This window comes from Bdellovibrio sp. (genome assembly GCF_047637665.1).
Classification (GTDB): domain Bacteria; phylum Bdellovibrionota; class Bdellovibrionia; order Bdellovibrionales; family Bdellovibrionaceae; genus Bdellovibrio.
Genome location: NZ_JBLJBT010000012.1, coordinates 1 through 23,589, shown reverse-complemented (window position 1 = coordinate 23,589; position 23,589 = coordinate 1). Strand labels below are relative to the sequence as shown.

At 45.5% G+C, this 23,589-nt stretch carries 24 protein-coding genes; 16 read left to right on the top strand and 8 right to left on the bottom strand.

Features of this window, described 5'->3' with window-relative positions; genetic code table 11:
- A partial coding sequence (locus tag ACM64D_RS02660; RefSeq protein ID WP_415061641.1) for an ABC transporter substrate-binding protein occupies positions 1-755 on the top strand: 755 nt, incomplete at its 5' end.
- Between the two features lie 42 nt (positions 756-797).
- Here the strand turns inward: ACM64D_RS02660 and ACM64D_RS02655 are convergent.
- Complete coding sequence (locus tag ACM64D_RS02655) at positions 798-1,658, bottom strand: alpha/beta fold hydrolase (protein ID WP_415061640.1); 861 nt, start codon at positions 1,656-1,658, stop codon at positions 798-800.
- A gap of 153 nt (positions 1,659-1,811) precedes the next feature.
- Between ACM64D_RS02655 and ACM64D_RS02650 the strand changes: the two genes are divergently transcribed.
- The 10 genes from ACM64D_RS02650 (at position 1,812) to ACM64D_RS02605 (ending at position 9,546) form a co-directional block, all read left to right on the top strand.
- On the top strand, positions 1,812-2,366 hold the full coding sequence (locus ACM64D_RS02650) for a YceD family protein (RefSeq protein WP_415061639.1): 555 nt from the start codon (positions 1,812-1,814) through the stop codon (positions 2,364-2,366).
- A gap of 72 nt (positions 2,367-2,438) precedes the next feature.
- Positions 2,439-2,624 carry a 50S ribosomal protein L32 gene (rpmF, locus tag ACM64D_RS02645; RefSeq protein WP_415061638.1) on the top strand — a complete coding sequence of 62 codons (186 nt, stop codon included), beginning with the start codon at positions 2,439-2,441 and terminating at the stop codon, positions 2,622-2,624.
- A gap of 23 nt (positions 2,625-2,647) precedes the next feature.
- The gene (locus ACM64D_RS02640; protein ID WP_415061637.1) at positions 2,648-3,643 is read left to right on the top strand and encodes a beta-ketoacyl-ACP synthase III; all 996 of its coding nucleotides are present in this window, start codon (positions 2,648-2,650) and stop codon (positions 3,641-3,643) included.
- Positions 3,644-3,646: 3 nt separating this feature from the next.
- Positions 3,647-4,621 (top strand): ACP S-malonyltransferase, encoded by a 975-nt coding sequence (fabD, locus tag ACM64D_RS02635; protein ID WP_415061636.1) that lies wholly within the window; start codon positions 3,647-3,649, stop codon positions 4,619-4,621.
- 79 nt (positions 4,622-4,700) lie between these two features.
- Positions 4,701-5,450, top strand: coding sequence for a 3-oxoacyl-[acyl-carrier-protein] reductase (fabG, locus tag ACM64D_RS02630; protein ID WP_415061635.1), 750 nt, complete (start codon positions 4,701-4,703; stop codon positions 5,448-5,450).
- Between the two features lie 127 nt (positions 5,451-5,577).
- Positions 5,578-5,814, top strand: a complete 237-nt coding sequence (gene acpP / locus ACM64D_RS02625) for an acyl carrier protein (RefSeq protein ID WP_041871683.1) — start codon at positions 5,578-5,580, stop codon at positions 5,812-5,814.
- Positions 5,815-5,847: 33 nt separating this feature from the next.
- Complete coding sequence (gene fabF, locus ACM64D_RS02620; RefSeq protein WP_415061642.1) at positions 5,848-7,089, top strand: beta-ketoacyl-ACP synthase II; 1,242 nt, start codon at positions 5,848-5,850, stop codon at positions 7,087-7,089.
- 7 nt (positions 7,090-7,096) lie between these two features.
- The gene (locus ACM64D_RS02615; protein WP_415061634.1) at positions 7,097-7,573 is read left to right on the top strand and encodes an RpiB/LacA/LacB family sugar-phosphate isomerase; all 477 of its coding nucleotides are present in this window, start codon (positions 7,097-7,099) and stop codon (positions 7,571-7,573) included.
- Positions 7,574-7,645: 72 nt separating this feature from the next.
- Positions 7,646-8,893 carry a serine hydroxymethyltransferase gene (gene glyA, locus ACM64D_RS02610; protein ID WP_415061633.1) on the top strand — a complete coding sequence of 416 codons (1,248 nt, stop codon included), beginning with the start codon at positions 7,646-7,648 and terminating at the stop codon, positions 8,891-8,893.
- A gap of 77 nt (positions 8,894-8,970) precedes the next feature.
- A complete protein-coding gene (locus ACM64D_RS02605; RefSeq protein WP_415061632.1) occupies positions 8,971-9,546 on the top strand; it encodes a M23 family metallopeptidase in 576 nt (191 codons plus the stop codon).
- A 229-nt stretch (positions 9,547-9,775) separates the two neighbouring features.
- On the opposite strand, the gene ACM64D_RS02600 is transcribed toward ACM64D_RS02605, so the two are convergent.
- Positions 9,776-10,768, bottom strand: coding sequence for a hypothetical protein (locus ACM64D_RS02600; RefSeq protein WP_415061631.1), 993 nt, complete (start codon positions 10,766-10,768; stop codon positions 9,776-9,778).
- A gap of 379 nt (positions 10,769-11,147) precedes the next feature.
- Here ACM64D_RS02600 and ACM64D_RS02595 point away from each other — a divergent pair, with 379 nt between their 5' ends.
- The gene (locus tag ACM64D_RS02595; protein WP_415061630.1) at positions 11,148-11,444 is read left to right on the top strand and encodes a hypothetical protein; all 297 of its coding nucleotides are present in this window, start codon (positions 11,148-11,150) and stop codon (positions 11,442-11,444) included.
- Positions 11,445-11,462: 18 nt separating this feature from the next.
- Here the strand turns inward: ACM64D_RS02595 and ACM64D_RS02590 are convergent, their stop codons facing one another.
- The 3 genes from ACM64D_RS02590 to ACM64D_RS02580 form a co-directional block, all read right to left on the bottom strand.
- A complete protein-coding gene (locus ACM64D_RS02590) occupies positions 11,463-12,068 on the bottom strand; it encodes a hypothetical protein (RefSeq protein WP_415061629.1) in 606 nt (201 codons plus the stop codon).
- Positions 12,069-12,237: 169 nt separating this feature from the next.
- Positions 12,238-12,903 (bottom strand): hypothetical protein, encoded by a 666-nt coding sequence (locus ACM64D_RS02585; RefSeq protein WP_415061628.1) that lies wholly within the window; start codon positions 12,901-12,903, stop codon positions 12,238-12,240.
- Between the two features lie 182 nt (positions 12,904-13,085).
- The gene (locus ACM64D_RS02580) at positions 13,086-13,679 is read right to left on the bottom strand and encodes a YceI family protein (protein ID WP_415061627.1); all 594 of its coding nucleotides are present in this window, start codon (positions 13,677-13,679) and stop codon (positions 13,086-13,088) included.
- Positions 13,680-14,035: 356 nt separating this feature from the next.
- Between ACM64D_RS02580 and ACM64D_RS02575 the strand changes: the two genes are divergently transcribed.
- Positions 14,036-15,175 (top strand): patatin-like phospholipase family protein, encoded by a 1,140-nt coding sequence (locus ACM64D_RS02575; RefSeq protein WP_415061626.1) that lies wholly within the window; start codon positions 14,036-14,038, stop codon positions 15,173-15,175.
- Here ACM64D_RS02575 and ACM64D_RS02570 read toward each other — a convergent pair.
- Together ACM64D_RS02570 and ACM64D_RS02565 are read right to left on the bottom strand one after the other, a co-directional pair.
- Positions 15,172-17,037, bottom strand: a complete 1,866-nt coding sequence (locus ACM64D_RS02570; protein ID WP_415061625.1) for a potassium transporter Kup — start codon at positions 17,035-17,037, stop codon at positions 15,172-15,174. The two genes, ACM64D_RS02575 and ACM64D_RS02570, sit on opposite strands and share 4 nt — an antisense overlap.
- Before the next feature lie 303 nt (positions 17,038-17,340).
- Positions 17,341-17,922 carry an NADPH-dependent FMN reductase gene (locus ACM64D_RS02565; protein WP_415061624.1) on the bottom strand — a complete coding sequence of 194 codons (582 nt, stop codon included), beginning with the start codon at positions 17,920-17,922 and terminating at the stop codon, positions 17,341-17,343.
- Positions 17,923-17,998: 76 nt separating this feature from the next.
- Here ACM64D_RS02565 and ACM64D_RS02560 point away from each other — a divergent pair, with 76 nt between their 5' ends.
- Positions 17,999-18,682, top strand: coding sequence for a PilZ domain-containing protein (locus ACM64D_RS02560; RefSeq protein WP_415061623.1), 684 nt, complete (start codon positions 17,999-18,001; stop codon positions 18,680-18,682).
- A 47-nt stretch (positions 18,683-18,729) separates the two neighbouring features.
- On the top strand, positions 18,730-20,040 hold the full coding sequence (locus ACM64D_RS02555; RefSeq protein ID WP_415061622.1) for a hypothetical protein: 1,311 nt from the start codon (positions 18,730-18,732) through the stop codon (positions 20,038-20,040).
- Here ACM64D_RS02555 and ACM64D_RS02550 read toward each other — a convergent pair.
- Positions 20,037-21,389 carry a hypothetical protein gene (locus tag ACM64D_RS02550; protein ID WP_415061621.1) on the bottom strand — a complete coding sequence of 451 codons (1,353 nt, stop codon included), beginning with the start codon at positions 21,387-21,389 and terminating at the stop codon, positions 20,037-20,039. The genes ACM64D_RS02555 and ACM64D_RS02550 overlap by 4 nt on opposite strands.
- Positions 21,390-21,593: 204 nt before the next feature.
- Between ACM64D_RS02550 and ACM64D_RS02545 the strand changes: the two genes are divergently transcribed.
- Positions 21,594-23,589, top strand: a 1,996-nt coding sequence (locus ACM64D_RS02545; protein WP_415061620.1) for an efflux RND transporter permease subunit, incomplete at its 3' end; no start/stop codon positions are given.

Sequence of the window (23,589 nt, the reverse complement as noted above, 5' to 3'; positions counted from 1 at the left end):
GATCGGGAACTCCGACAGTTCAGATGTTGGGCAACAACAAAGTGGACTTTGCGATTGTGAGTGCTGATGAGATCGTCTTATGGCAAGATCGAAATCCTAAAAATAAGGTGCTTGGACTTTTTGCAGTTTATCAAACTTCTCCCTACATCGTGATGACTCATGCTGAAAGAAATTTTAAATCTCTCAAAGAGGTGTTCTTAAGCGAAGGGCTGCTTTCGATGCAGTCAGGGCTTCCCTATTTTCAGTTCCTCGTTCAAAAGTTCGGAAAACCCAAAGTTAAAGTGGTTCCGTACTTAGGGGGCGTTGGAAATTTCCTCAACGATAAGACCTTCTCTCAACAGGGCTTCATCACGACAGAACCCCTCAGCGCTGAAAAATTCGGGGCGAAAGTGAAAAGTTTTTTAATCGCTGATGAAGGTTTCAATCCCTATCTTGTCGTTGTGGCTACCACAGAAGAGACCCTTAAGAACAAACCTGACTTAGTCAAAAAGATGATCCTGGCGACCCGTCAAGGCTGGGAGGCTTATCTGCGCAATCCGCAAAACACCAACCAACATATGGCCACCCTCAACAAAGCCTTGGATCTAGAAACTTTCAATAAAGCGGCCGAAATTCAAAAACCTTTGATTGTCACTCAAGACAGTTCTTTAGGAAATATGACAACAGCAAGATGGGAAAAACTTCTTCAGCAAATGAGAGAGCTTAAGTTGATCAAATCTTCCATGAAGGCCCAGGATTTTTTCAGCAATCAATAGAAGGAAGGGGATAGATCCCCTTCCCTCCTGACTAAAGAATCTTCAGGGTCTTGCGCCTGTTTCACGAGGAGGCTGTCTGGTTTTTGCAGCCCACTGACGATCCACTTTGGCTACAAAACTGCGAATATTCTCTGCGACCTCTTCGGGCTGCTCAATAGCCAGAGCATATCCCGCATGATGAATTGTTTTAAACTCAGCACCACGAATATTTTTAGCGAGACGACGATAAGCCTCAATGTTTGTGGGTGCATCTTCATCACCAGCAAGAACTAAAACTGAACAATGAATATTGGACAGTTCTTTTGTGACGTCTTTACGATGAAATATCTGAAAGGCCTCTTCGAGTTCTTCGGGTTTTAGATTGGCCACGTATTTCAACCACTTTTCACGACGACTGACTTGGACAGGGTCCTTCGTTGCTCGGAAGGTCGAGCCAAACCACATTTCTGAAAACGCCTTTACTCCCGACTTCATTCCATTCTTTTTAGCGTCCTCAACGTAGCTATCCATTTTGCTGATTTCCTCTGGACTGTCAGCTTCAGCCGCCACCCCCATTAGAGTGCAGCTTTTAAGCAGATCAGACCGAGAAATCGCCAACTGAAGTCCTACATAGGCTCCCAGACAGTTTCCGACAAAGTGACAGGGGTCGACGTTCAGCTTCTCAATAAGCTCTGCGACGTCTCGGGCACTGTGCTCAAGGTCCGGACTTGCAGGGCGAGAACTTTTCCCGGCTCCCCGGTGATCATAAATAATCACGCGATAATCGTCGGAAAGCATTCTGACGATAGGTTCATAAACACTGGTATTGGTATAAAGAAGCGGACTGAGTACGATGGCGGGGGAGGATTTCGACCCGTGCTCTTCATAGTAATACTCATTTCCGTTGATTCTGAGGGTTGCCATAAGCACCTCCTTGTTGCTTCCAGCCTGAGGCTACTCCTTCGAGACAAGGGCGCAAGACCCCCTCGACGAAAACAAACCTTGACCAACCGCCCCATTTCTTATAAAACGAGCCCCTTGTATAATGACCTCCGAAGCTAAAGCGGGAGCCCTGTTATGAAAATCAATCTTACTGAAATCCCAGAAGAAGGTAGAGCCTATCACTGGAATAGCCAAACGGCAGAGCTTAATAGCGTCCTAGCAGACCTGATTGGCAAGACCCTTCATGAAGCTGAGTTTTTTATTAAACCTTTGAATTCCAGAGACTTCGAGCTTATTGGCACCATTAAAACCAAGCTTCCTGAGATCTGTTCTCGTTGTGGAATCGAAATCCCCTTTCCTGTTGATGAGAAATTTCATGAAATCCTGATTCCTAAGCAAAATCAGCCGCGTGGAAGTAAATATTCCAAGGTCAACCACGTCAGCGACCTTCCTGAGGGCGGACCGGAAGTGTCTGAGTACGAAGGACACCATTTTGATATTGGTGAGTACCTTCATGAGGTCGTCGGCCTTGCTGCGCCTTTTAATGCAGCAGGCCCTGAAGATGAGAATGGGGACTGCTCTATTTGCAAAATTCCCGTGAAAGGACGAAGCTTTAGCTATGATGAGAAAATGCCTAGCGAGAAGCCTTTAAATCCTTTTGCGGTTTTAAAGAACATCAAAACCAATTAAAGGGTTGATTTTTATCATTCTTTGGTTAAATTAACGTGCTTCAATTATAACTGATTCAAAAAGAGGTTTGAAATGCCAACTCCTAAGAAGAAAACGTCTCGCTCTCGCCGTGATATGCGTCGTTCCCACGACGGTTTGTCTGCTCCTGCAGTTTCTGTTGAAAAGAAAACTGGCGAATTGACTCGTCCTCACCGCGCACACAAAGGTGAAGACGGCGCTTTGTACTACAAAGGCAAGCAAATCAGCGCAGCTAAGTAATTTCTAAAAGACAGGTTGATTCCATGGCAGGATTATATCGATCTCGAGTTGCAGGGATAGGCTCCTATCTACCAGAGAAAGTTCTCACGAACTTTGATCTCGAAAAAATGGTAGAGACCAACGATCAGTGGATCGTTGAACGGACCGGGATCGAACGCCGCCATGTCGCTAATAGCGACCAGGCCACTTCTGATCTCTGTGTCATTGCAGCTCAAAAAGCTCTCGAAGACGCTCAGTTAAAAATTGAAGATATCGACATGATCATCGTGGGCACCGTTACTGGTGACCACCAGATGCCGTCTACAGCTTGTTTTGTACAAACCAAGTTGGGCGCAAAAAACATCATGTCCTTCGATATTAACGCCGCTTGTTCTGGCTTTCTTTATGGCGTGACCATCGCAGACCAGTTCATTCGTTCTGGAATGTACAAGAATATTCTTGTCATTGGAGCTGAGGTCTTGACCCGTTATATGAACTACAAAGATCGCGAAACCTGCATCCTTTTCGGAGATGGTGCTGGAGCTTGGATTGTATCTCGTGCCCAAGAGGGCGATAAAAATCTCATCGAGAGTTCCCATTCCCATGCTGACGGCAGTCTTGCCGATCTTCTGATCCTTCCCGGAGGAGGAAGTAAATATCCTCAATCTCAAGAGGTCATCGATAAGGGTATGAACTTCATGAGTATGAAAGGTCGCGAGATCTTTAAAAATGCGGTTCGCACCATGGCTCAGTGTTGTCGAGAAGCTCTTGAGTACAACCACGTCTCTCCTGATCAAGTGGACTGGATTGTTCCTCATCAAGCGAATAAACGCATCATTGAAGCGGTGGCTGATCAATTTAAATTCCCTATGGAGCGCGTGATTGTCTATGTTAACGAGACTGGCAATACATCTGCAGCTTCAATTCCCTTGGCCTTTGATTGGGCCGTCAAAAATGGAAAAATCAAAAGAGGTCAAACCATCCTCCTGACAGCGTTCGGAGCAGGTCTAACTTCTGGCAGTATTCTATTGAGGTACTAAAGCATGTTTACTTTGGCATTCCCCGGACAAGGCAGCCAGCAACCTGGCATGGGCCGCTATTTATTTGAAAACTTCAAAATTGCACAAGAAACCTTTGAAGAGGGTTCTGAAGCTTTAAAACAAGATATGAAAAATCTCTGTTTTGAGGGAAGCGAAGAAGACCTTGCTCTGACTGAAAACACTCAACCAGCCCTTCTTTTGGTTTCAACAGCGACTCAACGAGTTCTGCGCAACGATTTTAATGTTAAGGCTGTTGCCGCTGCGGGACACTCTATTGGTGAGTACGCGGCTCTTGTTGCCGCAGATGTTATTCGCTTTGACGAAGCGATGAGAGCCGTTCGCACTCGTGGCCAAGCCATGCAATCGGCAGTCCCCGTAGGACAAGGCGGAATGGTGGCCGTTCTAGGTCTAGAGCCTGACCAAGTCGAAACACTTTGCTCTTATGTTGTGAAAAACTCGGGATTCGGTCCACTTTCGGCGGCCAACTTCAACTCCCCTGGACAGATCGTGATTTCAGGCTCACAAAAAGCCATCGCTTGGCTGAAAGACAACTTTAAACCAGAATTGATTTTCACAGAGGCTCCTAAGCGCGCCAAACTCATTCCACTTTCTGTCTCTGCACCCTTTCATTGTGAAATGATGAAACCTGCTGAGGACAAGATGAGACTTGTGCTGACTGCGATGGAGTTTAAAAACTCAGCTTTCCCCATCATTCAAAACTTCCACGCCAAAGCAGAAACAGAAGGATCCATCCTAAGAGAGAACCTGATTCGTCAAGTTTCTGCTCCGGTTCGTTGGACTCAAAGCATGGAAGTTCTGAAGTCCATGAATCACTCGCAAGTGATTGAATGTGGCGCTGGAAAAGTCCTTCAGGGATTATTGAAAAAGATTGATCCTGAATTCTTCAAAGTTATGACCACGACAAGCCTGGAAGATATTAAAAATATTGAGGATTTTTTGAAAGCTTCGAGTCATTGAAATTTCTTGAGCTTTACTCTGAGTTCGGTCAAAGTGTGCTGAAAACAACACATGTAATGAGCAGAAAAGGATTTTGCACATGAGCGGAAAATCGCTTCAAGGAAAGAAAATTGTTGTGACCGGAGGAAGTCGAGGCATTGGCGCTTCGATCGTTAAGCTTCTGGCAGAAGAAGGCGCGCAAGTGGCCTTCACTTATTCTTCTCGCGAAGAGTCTGCTCAACAAGTGGCTCATACCCTTCCTGGAGAAGGCCATTTCTATATCAAAATGAATATCTCGGACGAAACTTCGGTGAACGAAGCTGTTGAGCATATTCTTGAAAAGTGGCCTGAAGTTGACGGTGTTGTGAACAACGCGGGTATCACCAAAGATCAGTTGCTTCTGCGCATGAAGGCGGAAGATTTTGATTCCGTTATCAACACCAATCTGCGTGGTACATTTTTAGTGACCAAAGCTTTCACCAAAACAATGATGAAGTCCCGCAAAGGCTCCATCGTCAATATCACCTCAATCATTGGTGAAACAGGAAACGCAGGGCAAGCGAACTATGCAGCTTCTAAAGCTGGCACCATCGCTTTTGCTAAATCCGTCGCTTTGGAACTTGCCTCTCGCAACGTTCGCGTGAATAACGTCGCCCCTGGCTTTATCGCGACAGAAATGACGGAAGTTCTTTCTGAAGACGTTAAAAATAAAATGATGGAACGAATTCCTCTGCAAAAAATCGGAGAAGGCAACGATGTCGCACAAGCGGTGCGCTTTTTGTTAAGTGATGAATCAAAATACATCACGGGCCACACTCTCGACGTTAACGGCGGAATGCATATGAACTAACAGCTTCGGCTGTGCAAGCTGAGGAATTTCAAATTCCAAAGCGAAAAGGGGTTAAACTCGCGATAAGCGCGAAAAGCCCGACTGGACTTGAAGATTAAAATAGATGAACGCACTATTAGGAGGACAAATGGCAATTCATCCAAAAGTAAAAGATATCATTGTTGAGCAATTAGGCGTAGATCCAGATAAAGTTAAGCCTGAAGCTTCTTTCATCGACGATCTTGGCGCTGACAGCCTTGATATCGTTGAACTTGTGATGGCAATGGAAGAGGAATTCGATCTTGAAATCCCTGACGAAGATGCTGAAAAGCTTAAGACAGTTCAAGACGTAGCTTCTTACCTTGAGAAAAAAGGAAAAGCTTAATTTATTATGAACTCCCGATTTGAACGTCCTGCAATATCACAAAGAAGAGTTGTTGTTACTGGAGTCGGCGCAGTCACTCCCCTTGGAAATACCATTGAGGAGAGCTGGGCGGCAGCTCTTCGCGGCCAATCCGGCATCGCGAAGATCACGAAGTTCGACACAACTGGCTTTGATGTCACTTTTGCTGGTGAAGTGAAGGGTTTTAACCCTGATCTTTACATTGAGAAAAAAGAGCAAAAGAAAATGGACGCCTTTATTCACTATTCAATTGCAGCTTCAAAGATGGCCGTGGAAATGGCCAAACTTGAGCTCACAGAAGAAGTGAAAGAGCAAACGGGAGTGATTATTGGGGTTGGCATCGGTGGTCTTGCGACCATCGAAGAAACCTCCATTAAGATGAAAGAAAGAGGCCCTGGTCGTATCAGCCCTTTCTTCATTCCTTCAGTTATCACAAACCTAGCGGCAGGACAGGTGTCCATTGCTCTAGGCCTTAAAGGCCCTAACTATTCTGTCACTTCAGCTTGCGCTTCGGGAGTTCACTCTATCGGAGACGCTGTTCGCTATATTCGCGACGGAGCAACGGATGTGATGTTAGCTGGCGGTGCTGAAAGCACTATCTGCGGGCTTGCAGTTGGCGGCTTCGCTGCGATGAGAGCACTCTCTACTCGCAATGATGCTCCAGAAAAAGCCAGCCGTCCTTGGGATAAAGACCGTGATGGTTTTGTCCTTGGGGAAGGCGCTGCTGTTCTTTGCATCGAGTCTTTAGAGCACGCTGAAAAGCGTGGTGCGAAGATTCTTTGTGAAATCACAGGTTACGGTGTTTCTTCCGATGCCTATCATATGACTTCTCCAGCTCCTGAGGGCGCCGGTGGTTATAAGGCCATGGAAGCAGCGGTCCGTGATTCAGGACTTAAAGCCTCAGAAATTCAGTACATCAATGCACATGGAACCAGTACTCCTGTCGGAGATGGTCTTGAGTCCATGGCCATCAAACGTTTGATGGGCGACAGTGCTAAGAACGTCTGGGTTTCCAGCACAAAATCCATGACTGGACATGCTTTAGGAGCTGCGGGAGCCATCGAATCGGCTTTTTGTGTTATGGCAATTCGTGATCAAATTGTTCCTCCGACGATCAATTTGGACAACCCGAGTGAAGACTGTGATTTAGATTATGTTCCTCACAAAGCACGCGAGGGGAAGATCGACAATGCTCTCAACAACAGCTTTGGCTTTGGTGGAACAAACGCGTCGATGATTTTTTCAAAACTCAAATAGGTGAACCATGGTAGTTTATGTAGGATGCGATCACGCTGGAGTGGATTTAAAACTTAAGGTGATGGCGGCTCTGCCCCATGTTCAATGGAAAGATCTTGGAACTTATACCGTTGAGTCTATAGACTACCCCGACTTCGCTGACAAAGTGTGCAAACACATCGTCGACTTAGAACTTGAAAATAAGAGAAAAAAAATCACAGACACTTTGGATAGTAATACGGCGGGACTTTTAATCTGTGGGTCTGGCCAAGGTATGGCCATCAGAGCCAATCGATACCCTCAGGTTCGAGCTGCTTTATGCTGGAACGAAGATATCGCCCGTCTTGCTCGTGAACATAATAACGCAAACATATTATGTCTCAGTGCGCGCTTCACATCTCCGGATCAGGCTGAAAAAATTGTTCAGACCTTCCTGCAATCCAAATTCGAAGGCGGTCGCCATCAGCGCCGTGTAGATAAGCTTTCTAGCGACACTGGTTGTTGAGGCTTTTCAATTCCCCCGGCTCAAGGGATACTTTATGCATTCGACCTAAAGATGCAGCAAGGAGTATCTTAAATGCATTCAACATCAATGCCTCTATCTCAAGTAGATTCTGAAGTCTTTTCCGCAATTCAAAAAGAAGCTGAACGACAACAGTTTGGCTTGGAAATGATTGCTTCTGAAAACTATACTTCTCGCGCTGTGATGGAAGCTCAAGGGTCCATTCTGACGAACAAATATGCCGAGGGTTATCCTGGCAAACGCTACTATGGCGGCTGCGTGAATGTGGACACTGTCGAAAGTCTTGCTATTGAGCGCGCCAAAAAACTTTTCGGCGTTCAATACGCCAACGTTCAACCACACTCAGGATCTCAAGCAAATATGGCCGTTTATCTGGCGGCCTGTAAAGCAGGAGATACAATCTTAGGAATGGATCTTTCTCACGGAGGACATCTTACTCACGGTTCCCCAGTGAACTTTAGCGGGCTCTTATTTAAAGCCGCTTCTTACAAGTTGGACTCCGAAACGGGTCGCATTAATTATGATACAATTCGCGCGACCGCTAAAGAGACTCAACCTAAATTGATTATCGCAGGATACAGTGCCTACCCGCGCACGCTTGATTTTGCAAAATTCAAAGAGATTGCAGATGAGGTTGGAGCGCAACTGCTGGTGGATATGGCCCACTTTGCTGGTCTTGTCGCTACAGGGCACCATCCTTCTCCAGTTCCTTATGCCGACTATATCACCACAACGACTCATAAAACTTTGCGTGGCCCTCGCGGTGGAATGATTTTAACCAACTCCGAGGAAAAAGCCAAAGTCATGAACTCGCGCATTTTCCCGGGCATTCAAGGTGGACCGTTAGAGCATGTTATTGCAGGAAAAGCCGTGGCTTTCGGCGAAGCTTTAAAGCCGGAGTTTAAGCAATACAGCGAACAGGTTATTCAAAATGCGCAGGCCTTGGCTGAAGAAATGCTCGCTCAAGGATTTAAACTGGTCACCGGGGGAACTGACAATCATTTGATTTTAGTCGACTTAAGTGACCGAGAGATTACAGGAAAAGTGGCTGAAAATTCTCTTGATGAGGCAGGAATCACTGTGAATAAAAACACAGTGCCCAATGAAAAACGCTCTCCGTTTGTCACAAGTGGGGTTCGAATTGGAACACCCGCATTGACAACAAGAGGCATGGGCAAGCCTGAGATGAAGCAAATCGCCAAGTGGATCGCGCAAGTTCTTAATAATCCTGAGGATGTTGAAATGAAGGCGAAAATCCATGCGGATGTTAAACAGCTTTGTAAGCAGTTCCCTCTTTATTAAGATTTTTTTAGACTTAGAGAGCGTTCGTTTTCAAAAAAGTGCTTTGGATCCGATGACTTATTAAGTATAATCAAAGCATGACACCAGGATGGAAGCAGCTCGTTAGTATTGCAGGAAGCATTTTCACAGTGGGAGCTCTGGGCTCCTGCTCGACCTTTCATACTCCTTTGTCGCGCGAGTACTTTGCGGCCGGGAACATTCCGACTCCCACAAAATCAAGATCCATAGCTACTGATCAGGCTCCGTATATTGAGCAGGCCATTACCTTTGATTGGCCCGTGGATAGCGCCAGAATGACTCGTGGATTCCTGCCAAACAAGCGACGCCCTCATTTGGGCATTGATCTAGCCGCGCCTAAAGGAACACCGATTCTGGCTTCTCAAGGCGGCACCGTGATCTATGCCGGTCGTGAGTTCCGTGGCTATGGAAAAATGGTTCTGGTAGAGTCTGGCGATGGTTGGGCCACACTCTATGCCCACTTCGACAAGATTCTGGTTGCTGAAGGCCAAAAGGTTCACCAAGGCGAAGTGATTGGAGCAATGGGACGCACAGGCCGCGCAACCGGCGTTCATCTTCACTTTGAGATTCGCAAAAACAGAGGGCCTATTGATCCGCTGCCTTTGTTACCACAAACAGCAACAGCAAAACTTTAGATCTTAAGCCAAAACCCTATCCTATCCTCCCCACTTCACCTCAGACTCCTGAGAGTACCCTCTCAGGAGTGACCAACGAGCCCCAAAAGAAACAAAAGAACAAGAACCCTCTCGAGGCGGGTGCTCCTCATTCCTCACCACCCCTCCCCCAAAAACAAAAAAACCCACAACCTATTCAGTTGTGGGTTTCTTCAAGCCCCAAAGGCCTCAGTTCTATTCCTTTAAGAAATTAGAACAAGTTCAAGTTCGCAGACAATGCAACGTTTGTTCTGTCGCTGCGGATGTCTTTTGGTGTGAACTGAACGTTCGGGTAAAGATAGATATCACGAGTCAAAGAGATACCGATCCCCATTGATTGATAAGGCTCCATTTGGATCAATTCGCTAGACTCTTCGTACTTAGCAAATTGGAAGTATCCAAATACTGTTCTGAAAGAGTAGTTATCATTGAATGAGTACTCAGCAAATGGGAACAAACCCACACCGTAATCATAGCGCATGTTATCTGCTGCAGAATCAGCAAATGCACCTTTAGAAAGCTCTTTATCCAAAGAAAGGCTCAAACCACCTTGCCATTTAGAATCACCGAAATCAGCCAAAGCTGTTTGGTTCACGGACAAGTTACCCATCAAGTTGTAGTAATCAGTTTGATCTTCTTCAGTGTAGTGAGAGTACGTAACACTTGAAATCATCTGCATATCCAAAGCACGGTATCCATGGCTGTAATCAAGGTATGGAGTAGAAACTTGAGTACGCTTGATCTCTGCACCTTTTCTAGAAGCACGAGGATCTTGGAAAGTGCTTTGAGTGATATCGCCGTGGAATGGATCCATAACTACGATACCAGTTCCTGCAGACAAGTTACCACCTTTAGAAATGCGGTAGTTCACGCCCACGTTACCAGAAAGAGCAGCCAAAGTTTCGATAGTCGCAGATGCACGGTAGTTAGGACGGATAGAATCAAATGGTTTGTTCAAAGAACCGCCAGAGTAACCTAGGCTGGATTTGAATGACCATTGAGATTTAGAACCAAGCTCAGAACGCATACGAGCATTCGTGATCTCCTGGTCAATGTCTTCAGCTTTCTCTTCAGACTTTTGAACCTCAGACACCTTTACAGTGCTTGTGTTTGCATTTTGGTTTTGCGCCTGCTCCTCCGCTTGAGCAGAAACTGCAACCATAGAACCCGCCAAAATCAGTGACATCAAAACTTGTTTTTTCACTGTTTTCCCTTTCATTAGTGGTTATTTATGTTTTAAAAACTTCCTTAAATTCTTTTTCCAAATCCATCGAACTCTTTCGGCCCCCAGAATACTGGAGATCGACAAGGGTCAAACTGGTCCCAATTTGGAGCCACTATCCCCAATGAGCAAGTAAGGTGCCACGACTTCAGTCCCGTTTCAACACCATTTCTTAACGGTTTCCTAAAATCGTAAGGGCTTATATTGGATTTGAATACGCAATGGGGCGTCATTCTATGAGCTAAACTGGGGTCAAAATGCCCTGAAATTACTTCACCATCTCCACTCACTCCCGGCACTTTGCAATGCTACAAGTTGCCCCAGTTCAGGAGACTTTCAATACTGAAAAGAGGAGGCCCCCATGAACGATTCCCACCGCAAACTTTACCAAGAAAGAGACTTTCTTCATGACATCGGAGTTTCCCTCAATGCGGCTTTATTTATCGTGGATCGTTTGACTGAAGAGATCAAAGAAGAAGAAGGACGCCTTGAAACAGATGCGGAGATCGAAAAACTCTTTCATCATCTCGCAAACTATTTAGTAAAAATTGATGGGCTTGTGAAGACTCGCAATACTCATCTTTCTGAATTGCTCGATGAAGAGATTCAAAAAGAAAAAAGGGAGCGTTCTCAAAACACTCCCTCAATCTCGCGTTGATTTTTAGTGATCTAAAATCTATTTGATCATCCCGCCAGAAACCGTATTGCTGGAGTTGTTTAAGAATCCGACCATGCCTTTAGGATCCATGGAGTCCATGCCCAACAAAGGAAGAGCCTCTTCAGGTTTAAACCATTGATAAAGATCTGTGTCAGCGGCCGTTTTCTTGTCGAAGAACTTACGGACACCTTCTTGGATGACCATTTTATTATTCTGATAGATTTCCAGTGAAGCATAATATGGATTGCAATCAGTACTTCCACACATCGCATGGAACACAATCGTATACCCATTTGTATCCACCCGACCGTCAGCAATCTCTGTTCCTGAGTGAATGGTGGTCACAGACATCTCCTGATTATTAATAAGAATTGTTGCCATCACAGCGCGCGGTCCTGGCTGATCATCCGGAGTCCAGTAGCGACGAATATTCACAACATCAGCTTCAAGGCCCTTTGCCGCCGCCATTTCACCCGCCTGTTGAGTCTTTTTTCCATCAGCCACATCCGCGCCCATCTTGTTTTTTGCATAACGAGCGGCAAATTCAGAGTCTTTCTTTGCACAAGCACTCATCGCCAAGGTCGCGGCCAACAGAGAAATAACTAAAAATTTGAAATCTTTCATAGAGTGCCTCCTCATTCGACAAATAAGAATGCAATCCCTTCGCCAAAGAGCCTCAATAGTTAAGCTTTCAATATATTTAGAGATTCTCAACTTGAGACACCCGCCCTGAGGGAGACTTCCAAGAGAAATGCCTTTTTGGGGAGGATGTCGCTCAATTCATGAACAGAGTTTAGGGACGATACACCAGACGGTAGCGTCTTTTAAAGCCCGAAAAACAAGTCAGCTTATCGTGATCAGAAAACAAGCTCTCACAGCGATCAGACTCAAATGGGAAATAGAATTTATTACCGATAGCTTCCAGACATTGCAGCTTATCGGCGTCGCTAAAAAAGCGGGAACAGCTTTGGACCGCGTCCACGACAAAGAGCTCGGTTCTAGACATCAGATTTACGCAAGTATTCTTGTCTTCATCGAAGAAGAACTGCTCACACATCCGAGCCACTGCATTTTTCCCTGGGTCGGGGTTTACTTTAAAGAAGGTTCGCCAACGATAGGGGCGTTGAACTTGTTTGAGGCAATTCCACTTATCTTCAGGAAAACTCTGGCTATCACAGACTCGAGCTTCCGCCTCTTCGATCACTTGATTGAGTTGACTTAAAACACAGCTTGCTTTCTCTGAATCAAACGACAATTGATCGCAAATACGAAGTGCTGGAAGCGAAGACCAGTTGGCAGCCGCATTCCCCTGCATACAGCGGACGGATTCCTCTTCATCCTGAAGTTGCGCACAATACTGAGCGGTTTGATAAAGACCTGGATAGGGATCAATATTACTCTGAGCTTTCACTTGAAAAGAGAACATCAGTGTCAACAAAGCCAAACAGACGATTTTCATGAGTCCCTCCTGAGGAATTAAGCCCTTCAGAAGATTGTTGTCAGGTCTTGAGTGACTTATAAACAGATAACTTCCTGCAACATTTGTCCTATGCAGAAATTTACAGAAAAAAACAGAGATTCTTGAGACTAAAAACAAAGCTCCGTCTTGAAGGCAGAGCTTTGTTTTTTTTGAATATCCAATTACTTTTTTGCGACAAGCTTTAAAGTCAGCTCAAACTCATCATTAATGATTTTGTCGCCGGCAAGTTCTTTAAAGAAATTGCCTGAACCATATTTAAGACCCCACTTCGTGCGATCCACCTTTACATTAGCTTCGCCAGTCACAACACCCTTATCCGCCGAAAGTTTCACTGGAAACTCGATCGCATTCGTTTTGCCAATCATCGTCAGATCACCCTTCACAAGAGCTTCTTCTTTTGATTTCGCCGTTACACTTGTCACTTTAAAGACGGCCGTTGGAAACTTCGCGACGTTAAAAAAGTCTTCACTCGAAAGATGGCCTACCAACTTTTTTTGATATTCAGGACTGTCTTTCAAATCCTCATTGGCAATCGTGGCCATATCAATCACGAAATTACCGGCACTCAACTGACCTTTTTTATCCAAGGTCACAGACCCTTCTTTCATCACAATACTGCCCACATGGAAGCTTCCCATTTTTTTGGAGCCCTTCCAAGCCACGGAGCTTGCTTTGGTATCGATCTTATAAACATCGGCCGCAAAAACCGAAGTTGCCATCACCATCACAAGGGTTCCCAGAACAAATTTCATCATCTTCATCTCCTTTACAGATGTCGTTTGTTAATACACATCAAAACTATTTCTTAAATGAAGAAACAGATCAACCCTCCTCTGAAAAACAAAACCAAGATCTGTAAAATTGCTTTTTAATCCGAAGGAGTTGGAGAAATCTTCTATTGGATTTCATTGAGTTTACAAAAAAGAAGAGAGCCGCTGGGGCTCCCTTTGCAAGGTAGTGATTCCTTCAGTGGAACCGATAACCGAGTTGAGATTATCGTGGCCTTGCCTGAATTCAGTATCCGCTCTTTGTATTTTTCTTCAAGTCTAGAAATGATCTGTGAAAATGAACACGAGTGCATTAGCTTTTCTATAAAAGGGAGGGTGGATCTATGTCATCCCTAGGCCTTGTTCTTTCAGGGGGTGGTGCGCGCGCCGCCTATCAGGCCGGAGTGATAGCTGCTATCGCGGATATCTGCTCTGAGATGGGCATCTCTCAGCCCTTTGACTTCTACACGGGCCTCAGCGCCGGGGCCATCAATGCCGCAATGATTACGGCCACAGAAAGCTGCAATATCAGAGATGCGTGCGAAAACCTGACTGGACTTTGGAGTCGTGTCGAATCACAGCAAGTCTATCTGACCGATCCTCTATCTTTGTCGATGGGAGGACTTCACTGGATCGCGGACCTATCCCTAGGGGGAGTCAAAAAGAGCTCTCCGGGAAAATCACTTCTTAACAATGTTCCTTTAAAAAAACTTATCTCTGACAATTGTCAGTTTGAAAATATTCAGAAAAACTTGGAAAAAAAGAAATTTCGGGGACTGGCTGTCTCGGCCCTGGATTATTTTTCCACCTGCACAATTACCTTCTTGCAGTCCCAAGAAGAAATCCCTCTGTGGAAACACGCTCGCCGACAAGCTGAAAGAAGCACTCTCACTGCGGAACATATTCTGGCGTCCTCGGCGATTCCCCTCTTGTTTCCGCCGGTCTCTCTTGAGAATCGATATTTTGGCGATGGGTGTATTCGCAATCAATCCCCCTGTGGCCCCGCCATCAATATGGGTGCTCAAAAAATTATTGCCATTGGCGTTCGTCGCCGCCAAGAAATTTGTTATAGCTCTCCCCATATCAATAGGAATCAATCGCCCACCGTGGGGCGCGTGGTGAGTGTTTTACTGAATGCCATCATGATGGACGGAATGGAAATGGATATGGAGCGCCTTGATCGGATTAATACGAACATTTCGAAGCTCTCTGACGTTGAAAAGAAAAACCTCTCTGTTCGATTCATTGATCATCTTTGGATTTCACCGTCCGTCGATATCGCTGAAATTGCCGCAGAAAAAGTAAATAAACTACCTCAGATGATTCGTTATCTTTTAAAAGGCCTCGGCTCCCTTCAAGACGCCAGCGAAATCGCAAGCTTCCTTCTTTTTGAACCTTCGTACTGTGAAAAGCTTATCGAAATTGGATTTGAAGACGGGATGAAAGAAAAAGAGCAGATTCAACGCCTGCTCTCTTCCCCTTAGATTTCAACTTGAATTCCCACTTCAATAACTTGATTCGGTGGGATACGGAAAAAGGCCGTGGGTCTTTGTGCATTCTTAGACATCACCGCAAACAAACGCTCTCGCCAATGAGGCATTTGCGGTTCCTCCGCACGTCGCGGGCCTTTGTCCGCAATGATGGTCTCACGTCCCAACACGAACGTGGTCTCATTCACGTTGAAGTTAATATCCCTTTGGCGGCAGGCCTCCAGAATATGCTTCATCTTTGGAGTTTCCATAAATCCGTAATAAGCCAGAATACGGTACATATTCGGAATAACTTCTTGAATGGAGATTCTTTCATTTTTCGATACAAACGGCACTTCTCGAGTTTGGATCGTCAAGATCGCCACTCGTTGATGAAGTACTTTATTGTGTTTCAAATTATGCAATAAAGGCACCGGCACACCCCATGGATCTCCGGTCATGTAGATCGCTGTTCCTGGCGCTCGCAAAGGAGGTTCGCGGAGAAGCTTTTGACAGAAATCCTCAATAGGCATGGAGCGCTCTTTCAGACGTCTGAATAAAACCTGACGCCCCTTTTGCCATGTCGTCATCAAAAGATAAATAACAGCCCCAATAACCAATGGCACCCATCCCCCGTGCGCCACCTTACGAACACTGGCTCCAAAGAACGCCAGATCCATAATTAAAAAGGCTCCAAAAATTCCAGAGGCTTTCAACAAACTCCAGTTCCACTTTTGGCGAGCCACTTCATAAGCGAGGATGGTCGTGATAACCATCGTCGCCGTCACAGCAATACCGTAAGCCGCCGCTAAGTTACTCGATGTCTTAAATGTGAGCACCAACCAGATAACGCCCACAAAAAGAGCCCAGTTTACAGCAGGAACGTAAATCTGACCAATTTCCTGACTGGATGTATGAACAATAGAAATACGTGGACAGAAACCCAATTGAATAGCCTGACGAGTGATTGAGAAAACTCCTGAAATCAAAGCTTGAGATGCAATCACCGTCGCCATGGTCGCAAGAATGACCATCGGCAGAAGGGCCCACTTCGGAGCCAACAAATAAAATGGATTCGAAATCGCTTCGGGATTATTTAAAAGCAAAGCACCCTGACCAAAGTAATTTAAAGTCAAAGCGGGCAATGCCACGAAAAACCACGCCAGACGAATCGGCCTTTTTCCAAAGTGTCCCATATCCGCATAAAGAGCCTCCCCTCCGGTAACAACCAGAAAGACTGAGCCCAGAACAATGAATCCATGCCAGCCATTGCGCATGAAGAATTCAATGGCATGGTGAGGCAACAAAGCTTCAAAGATGTGAGGGTTTTCAACCATCCCGTTGATCCCTAAAGCGGCTAAGGCAGTAAACCAAACAAGCAAAAGAGGACCAAAGATCACACCGATTCTTCCTGTGCCATACTTCTGCATCAAGAAAACAGCGTTAATAACAAAGACTGCCAAGGGAATAATGAAAGGCTCAAAATTGGGTGCCACATAAGTCAATCCCTCCATCGCAGAGAGAACTGAAATGGCCGGAGTGATCACTCCATCTCCATAAAGAAGAGCGGCACCAAAAAGACCTAGGATTGTCATGATCCAACGCCGTTGCGTGACGTCTTTACTCATTTGGCTTCGCACCGCCAAGGCCATCAAAGAAAGAATCCCACCTTCGCCGCGGTTGTCTGCTCTCATGACATAGGCCATGTACTTAATGCAGATAACTAGAATCAAGGTCCAAAAGATCAACGAGAGAATACCAATGACGTTTTCAGGAGTGGCAGCAAGGCCGTACTCGCCGAAACATTCGCGAAGAGCATAGAGAGGGCTCGTACCGATGTCCCCAAAGACCACACCCAAAGCACCTAAAGAGAGCATTAAAATATTATTATTTTTACTGTGATGGCCCGGATTTTCGATACAAGGAACCCCGTCTAAAGTTTTAGAAGCAAGACTTAAGTTTAGAGAAAAACCAGGAGCTTGTCAGCCAGCTCCCTAAAAAAATGACGCATCCCCACTCATTGCAAGAAGTTTATTTGCCTTCATTTTGAGCTTTTTGAGATCATAGAGCTATGAAACCAAGATCGATACTTCGCTCTAAATGGTTATTGGCAGCCCTCTTGATCATCGGACTGATCTATTTTGAGGGCCGCGTCCATGAAAGACTTATCAACCGAGAGCCTACGGCTGCTTCTTTTTCTCAATAACGGCGTTGGCGTCAATTTTAAAAGAACTCAAAGCCTGAGTGAACTTTTGAAACCCTTGAGCCTGTTTAAGAAGAAGCTGCTTGATCGTCTCATCCTGAGGTTGCCCTTCAGCATTGAGAATCTTGTGCACTCCCATAATGAAAACACGTTCGGGATACACATAAGCATTTCTATATCCGAATATTTGTTGCAAATGTTCCACCGGGCGAAGGGCTCCAAACATCCCCCCTAGACCAACAAAGCAGACAGGACGAAACTCAAAGGACTCGGGAAACTTCAAGTGATCGATGAAGTATTTTAAAATCCCCGGCATAGAGCCATTGTACTCGGGAGAAACCACAATCAATCCATCACTTCCAAGAACTTTATCAAGATACGGCTTTAACCCTTCAGAGGGTTTGCCATAGTGAAGGTCTTGATGAAGATGGGCTTTCATCTCTTTAAGATCAATGATCTCGACTGTTTCACCTAACTGTTGATAGATAGTTTGGATGTATTTAGATACTTTCAAAGTATTGGAGTCGGGACGATCTGTTCCCGCTATAATGTATTTCATTGAGTAATTCTCCTAGACAAAGTCATATACATTTCGCTGTAATAAAGCACAAGAGTCAACTGTGAGGAGCACATCTGTGGCGCACCCAAAAATTTGGTTTATTCTGAGTGAAGGTCAGGTCAATGGCCCCTTCGATCAAGATGAAATTGAAACCCGCTTACCAACAGCTAAAGATCCCCAAATATGGGGACGGGGTCAATCTGAATGGGCTCCCCCCACACGCTGGCATCAAATCTTAAAAGAAATAGGAATAACGACGCCCCCATCAAGCGAGGCTCAAGTTCTCTGGAAGGTTCGTGTTGAAGGGCAGGAAAAAAATCCTCTCAAATATTCCGAGCTCATCTCTTATCTAAAAACGCTCAAAGACTTTTCTACCGTCGATATCTCTCACGACAACGGTCCCTGGAAGGAAGTTTATTCGGTCCCACGAGTCGCCGAAGACCTTGGGATCAGCCGCCGCTCTCACCCTCGAGTTCCGATTGTTGGCACCCTGGCCTGTGAAAGCCCGAAGGGAAGTTTCTCATGCCGCGTGATCTCAATTAGCGAAGGTGGTTTGGGGATAAATGATGCTAAAAACCTTCAAATTGGCGAACGCTTTAAGGCAACGCTAACGAGTCCTAATTTGTTTATCACCATAAACACCACTTGCGAGGTGGTCTATGTGGGAGGCGACGGCTATGCCGGCCTGCGCTTTTTAGGACTTCCTGCAGAGTTCAAGAGCTCTATTATCGAATACGTCAATAAGTTTGCGACCGCTTAAAAGTACAAGTGGCCTAAATTAAAAAGCTGTGCTCTTCTAGAAAGAACATGAAGAGGCTCTTTTTTTTCGTTTCCATTCTTGTTTGCACCTCCATGGCGGAGGCTCGACGTTCTACCGAGTGGAGCCTCAACCTCGATAGCAAGTTCGATTATATCTTTTTCTCCGAGTCTTATGGCGAAGAAACCAATCAGGACTTCTCACGATTGGAATTGGACCCCATTTATAAGTGGAAATATCTAGACTCTTGGCGCTTCTATCTGAAACCCACCTTCGTGGCGGACCCCAACAACAAATCCGAAGAAGAGAGGTATTTCTTTGATGCCAGCGAAATCTATCTTCGTTACCAAACAGAGTCTTTCTCCTTGCAAGCTGGGAATAATATTTTCTCTTGGGGAGTCACGGATGGTTACAATCCTCTAGATATTTTAAATTCGAAGCAGTATTTTGATCCTCTCCACAGCCGAAAACTCGGAGCCCCCTCTATCACTCTGTCGCAAAGTCTGGATATTTGGGATTATGACATCATATATATCCCTCAGAATCGAGGTGCCACCATGCCGGGCTCCCACAGTCGTTGGCTTCCTCGAGATGTCTTTGTGCCACAAACGCCCGACAATAATTTAGTTCTACTTCTTCCTGAATCATTACGTTACAACTACACCTCTCGTGAAAATCTGGATCACGCCTTGGATCATAATGCAGCTTTTCGACTGCAAAGACACGGCAGCATCCTTGACGTCGGCCTCAGTTATTACGAAGGCGTGGCTTCGTTTCCTTTGGTGCAACCCGTGGTCACAGGAACCATCGTTCAGGTTTCTCCAAAAACAGTCATTCGCGTCGACCCTGATGTGACTCTGAACACCAAAAATTATCGTTTACGGCAGGGCGGCTTTTCTCTGGTCAGCAATCAATGGGATTTTCTTTTTAAATACGCCAGCAGCTACTCGCAAAGCCTCGGCGACGATCCTCTTTTACCAGGCTGGACCCACGAAAACGTCTTGGGCCTGGAAAAGACCTTTAATATAGGCTCTGAAGGACTTCTTATCGCCATCCTTCAGCATTCATTTATCTTTTCAGAAAAAGAAAATGATTCGAATCTGTCTGTGACGGAAATATTTCGCAGAGCCTGGATGCTTGGCGGAAAAATGACTTGGAAAGAGGTCTGGAACTTCTCTTTCTTAGGGCTTTACGATGTCAACCACAGCAGCACCTTCACCGAAATCGGTATTGGCCGAAGATTCCTCGATCGGTGGGTGTTTTCAATGACGGCCGATTTGATCGCTGGCTCCAGCGACACTCCCTTAGGGGTGTACGAAAAAAATGATTCCTACACCCTCTCTTTGTCGCGGTCCTTTTAAGGAGCCAAACGGAAGACGATGTCCTTGCCTTTTGGCGCTATCATCTTATTGATCTTCAGTGCGACCCCTTCCGTGACTGGAATATTCGGAAGTCCGACACTTACAGTCTTGCCGTCCAACGAACTGAGGATGCGATCACGAACAGTGCTGGAAGAAAATCGCCGAGAGGGACTGTATTTGTTAACATAAGCACCATCCCAAGAAGAGCTTAAAGACAGTGTCGGATTTTCAAACGTCGCATACGCTTTCCCGCTCTCCACTTTCAACTGTACGTCCGAAGTAAAGGGCAATGAAAAATTCATGAAAGGCACATAAGCGCCCTCTTTAGGGGCCATCATCTTCGAGTACAGTGGTGCCTTCACCTGATAGCGCAGTCCCTCACCTTGGATATTGATATCCTTATTTGAATACACATCAAATTTAAATTTAGAAGATTTTGGATACTTCATCAGTTCAGGCCAAATAAAAAACTGGACCAAGCGAGACCCCATGACGCTCGAAAAGCCGGGAATCCTATCTGAGGTCACTTGATGCAACCATGAGTTTGCCGAGTAAGATCTTAACAAAACCTCTTTAATAAAGTCTTTCGGTAAACGCAACTGCGCTTCGGAAGCGTTTCCTTGCTCTGGCGTCTCTGAAAGAGTTAAGGTTTTTAATCCTTGATCTGGGGCTCTTAAAAATTCGATTTCCAACTGGCCTTTTAATTTTGCGCCACTCACTCCCAGATCTTTATACTCCTCAACTCTCATAAGCAGACGCAGATCCGGACGAACAGAGATCAACTGCCGAGGCTGGGAAAAGTCAAATTGGAAGCTCTGAAGGGACTCTTGGACATATTTTTTTATCAACTCCTTTTGAGGCTCTACGAATCGAGCTGAATCATTGGCAATCTTGTTGATCTCAGACTTAATAAGCTCTTCAAAGCCTTCTGCACCGACACACTGAAACCCTTGAGCCACCCATCCCCCAGGAAGCCACGCCAGATCGACAGATTCCACTTGAGTCCCTGCTTTTGCACTTTCAACTTGGGGTGATAAAACAAGTGAAAAAGATCCTTGCCCCGGCTGCAGATTTAACACCACGTCTTTGCACTGCGCCTGGACCCGAAAGCGTCCAATAATTCCTCCCACAACGCGCTCCACGACATGATCCACGGACACTTCACCCATGTGCAGTTCCGCTTGTAAATCCTTTGAACTCAACTTTAAGACACTCTGAGAATCACCCAAAGAGGGTTTCTGCAAAAGTGTCTTAAGTTTCAACGAAAGTTGGTGAATTCTGACGGGGACTTCTTGAGTGTTGATTTGCTGATCAGGAAATTGCCAGTTTGCCTGAAATTCTTTATTCACGAGGCTTTCCCATTTCTTTTCAATCAAATGTTGTTGAAACTGTCTAGGTAGGATTAATTCAAATTCTGAATTTATTTGCGATTTTGAAAATGCATGTGAAGATATAAAGAATGTAATCAGCGCAGCCGATAGGCCCTTCGTCGTTATCCATCTTGTGTTTGTCATCGTGTTTCCCGTCATCATGTTTTTAATATACGGCTAAGCGTGAAGTTTCTAAAGGAACTTAATAAAGAAGAATCGAAAGAAGACACCTCTATGAAGAATTTGAAAAATGAAGATTTGAAGTTTCCAATTTTCGTCAAAAGACTCTCCATTTCATCACTTCTTCTTGTTTTCGCACTGACCCTGTTAAGTCTTTTTGCTCTTCCTCGCCTACAAACCCAGTACAGCTTGAAACAATTTCTTCCTCAGGATAATCCACTTCTAAAAAGAGACGAACACACGCGACAACTCTTTCAACTTCCTGAAGCTCAGCCGTTTATTATTACAGCAAAGATTTCCAGTGACAGCGAGACCTGGTTTGAAAAAGAAAAAATCGAAAGCCTAGCAAGGCTCACAGATCTCCTTTCCCATTTCCCCGGAGTTCGCAACACCCTCAGTGTCGCCTCCGTTCAGGGCGCCATCAGTAGCGACGAAGGTTTGAGTGTCGGACCTTTGTTGAAAAATCTTCCTCCAGAAAAGTGGCGTTCTGAAACCTTAAATAATCCTCTTATTTCACCCACTCTGATATCTAAGGACGCAAAGACGGCTTCAATTATTGTTAACATCAAACCCCTTAATACGCAGGAACTCCTGCATCTTCGCCAAAACCTAGAAGTCACCGCCAGCGCGGCTGTACCGTTTTCTCAAGTCGAAATCGGCGGAACTCCGGCCGTACAAACCGATGTGGGAGTGCTTCTGCAAACGGAAATCCGAAATTTTGTGATCTTAGGTTTTATCGCCTGTTTTTTTGTGCTTGGTTTGATCTTTGCGAATTGGTCACCCTTGATTATCTCATTCATCATAATTCTTAGCGCCAACATCATCGTCTTAGCCATCATGGCGCTAGCGGGATATCCATTTTCTATTTTATCCAGTACGATTCCCATCTTAACCACTGTCGACGTGGTCTCTCTTTGCATTCACACCTTATTGCGATTTACTGAAGAGAGAAAAAACCAACCACACTTAAATCACCACCAACTGGTGAATTACACCTTTAAGGTTCTTCTCGGCCCTAATCTCATCGCTTCAACGACAACCATGATCGGATTTCTGGCTTTATTAACGGTCAAAGTCCCTCTGATTCGAGACTATGGCATCACCGCTGCCGGAGCCATCATCATTGGATGGCTCGTCACGACCCTCCTGCTATTTCCGCTTTTGCACTTCCTCCCAGAGCCCCGGGCTCGCGAGTGGGCGTGGAGCAAGGCGCGTTGGGCTCTTTACTTTTTCCGTCGCGCCGGGGTCTGGACATTCCTGATTATCTTGGTTTCCACGGCATTGGCCTTTAAGGGACAAAGTCTTTCCTGGTCAGCGCGGCTCTTTGATGATCTCCCCACAAACCATCAAGTCCGTCTGTCTACAGAAACAATCGATAAGGAACTCGGCGGAATGATCCCGGTGGATATTGAACTCAAAGGGGCTTCAGATGTGTGGAACGATCCAACACTTCTGGCTAAGCTTGATCATCTTTTAAATGAAATTCGCGGTGTTGAAGGCGTTGGCAGCGTCGTTGGCTTGCCAGACCTCGTCGCCGCAGCAAATATTCATCACTCGCGCCTTCCCGCCAGCCGATCCGCGACGGCGGAGGTCTTTTTTCTATATTCTCTTTCCAGCAATAGCCCTCTTAAGAACTTTCTGAATACGGACTCATCAAATACGCGCATCTCGGTGCGCACCCAAGATTTGCCTGCCAACAAACTTCACTCCCTGGTCGCTCAAGTTAAGCAGATGGCAGAACAAAGTTTTCCTGAAATCAAAGTTGAAGTGACGGGCATGGGTTCTACGATTCATCATTTAAACAATGAACTTTCCCATGAATTGATCTTTGGCTTTTGGCAATCCATGGCGGCCATCTGTCTGGTTTTAGTCTTTGTCTTTAGATCCTTGCGCTGGGCCCTGGTCGCGTGCATTCCCAACTTGGTTCCTCCTGCGGCTCTTTTGGGGTTTCTGGCCCTCTCTGAAACTCCGATCAAACCCAGTATTGCAATTATTTTTT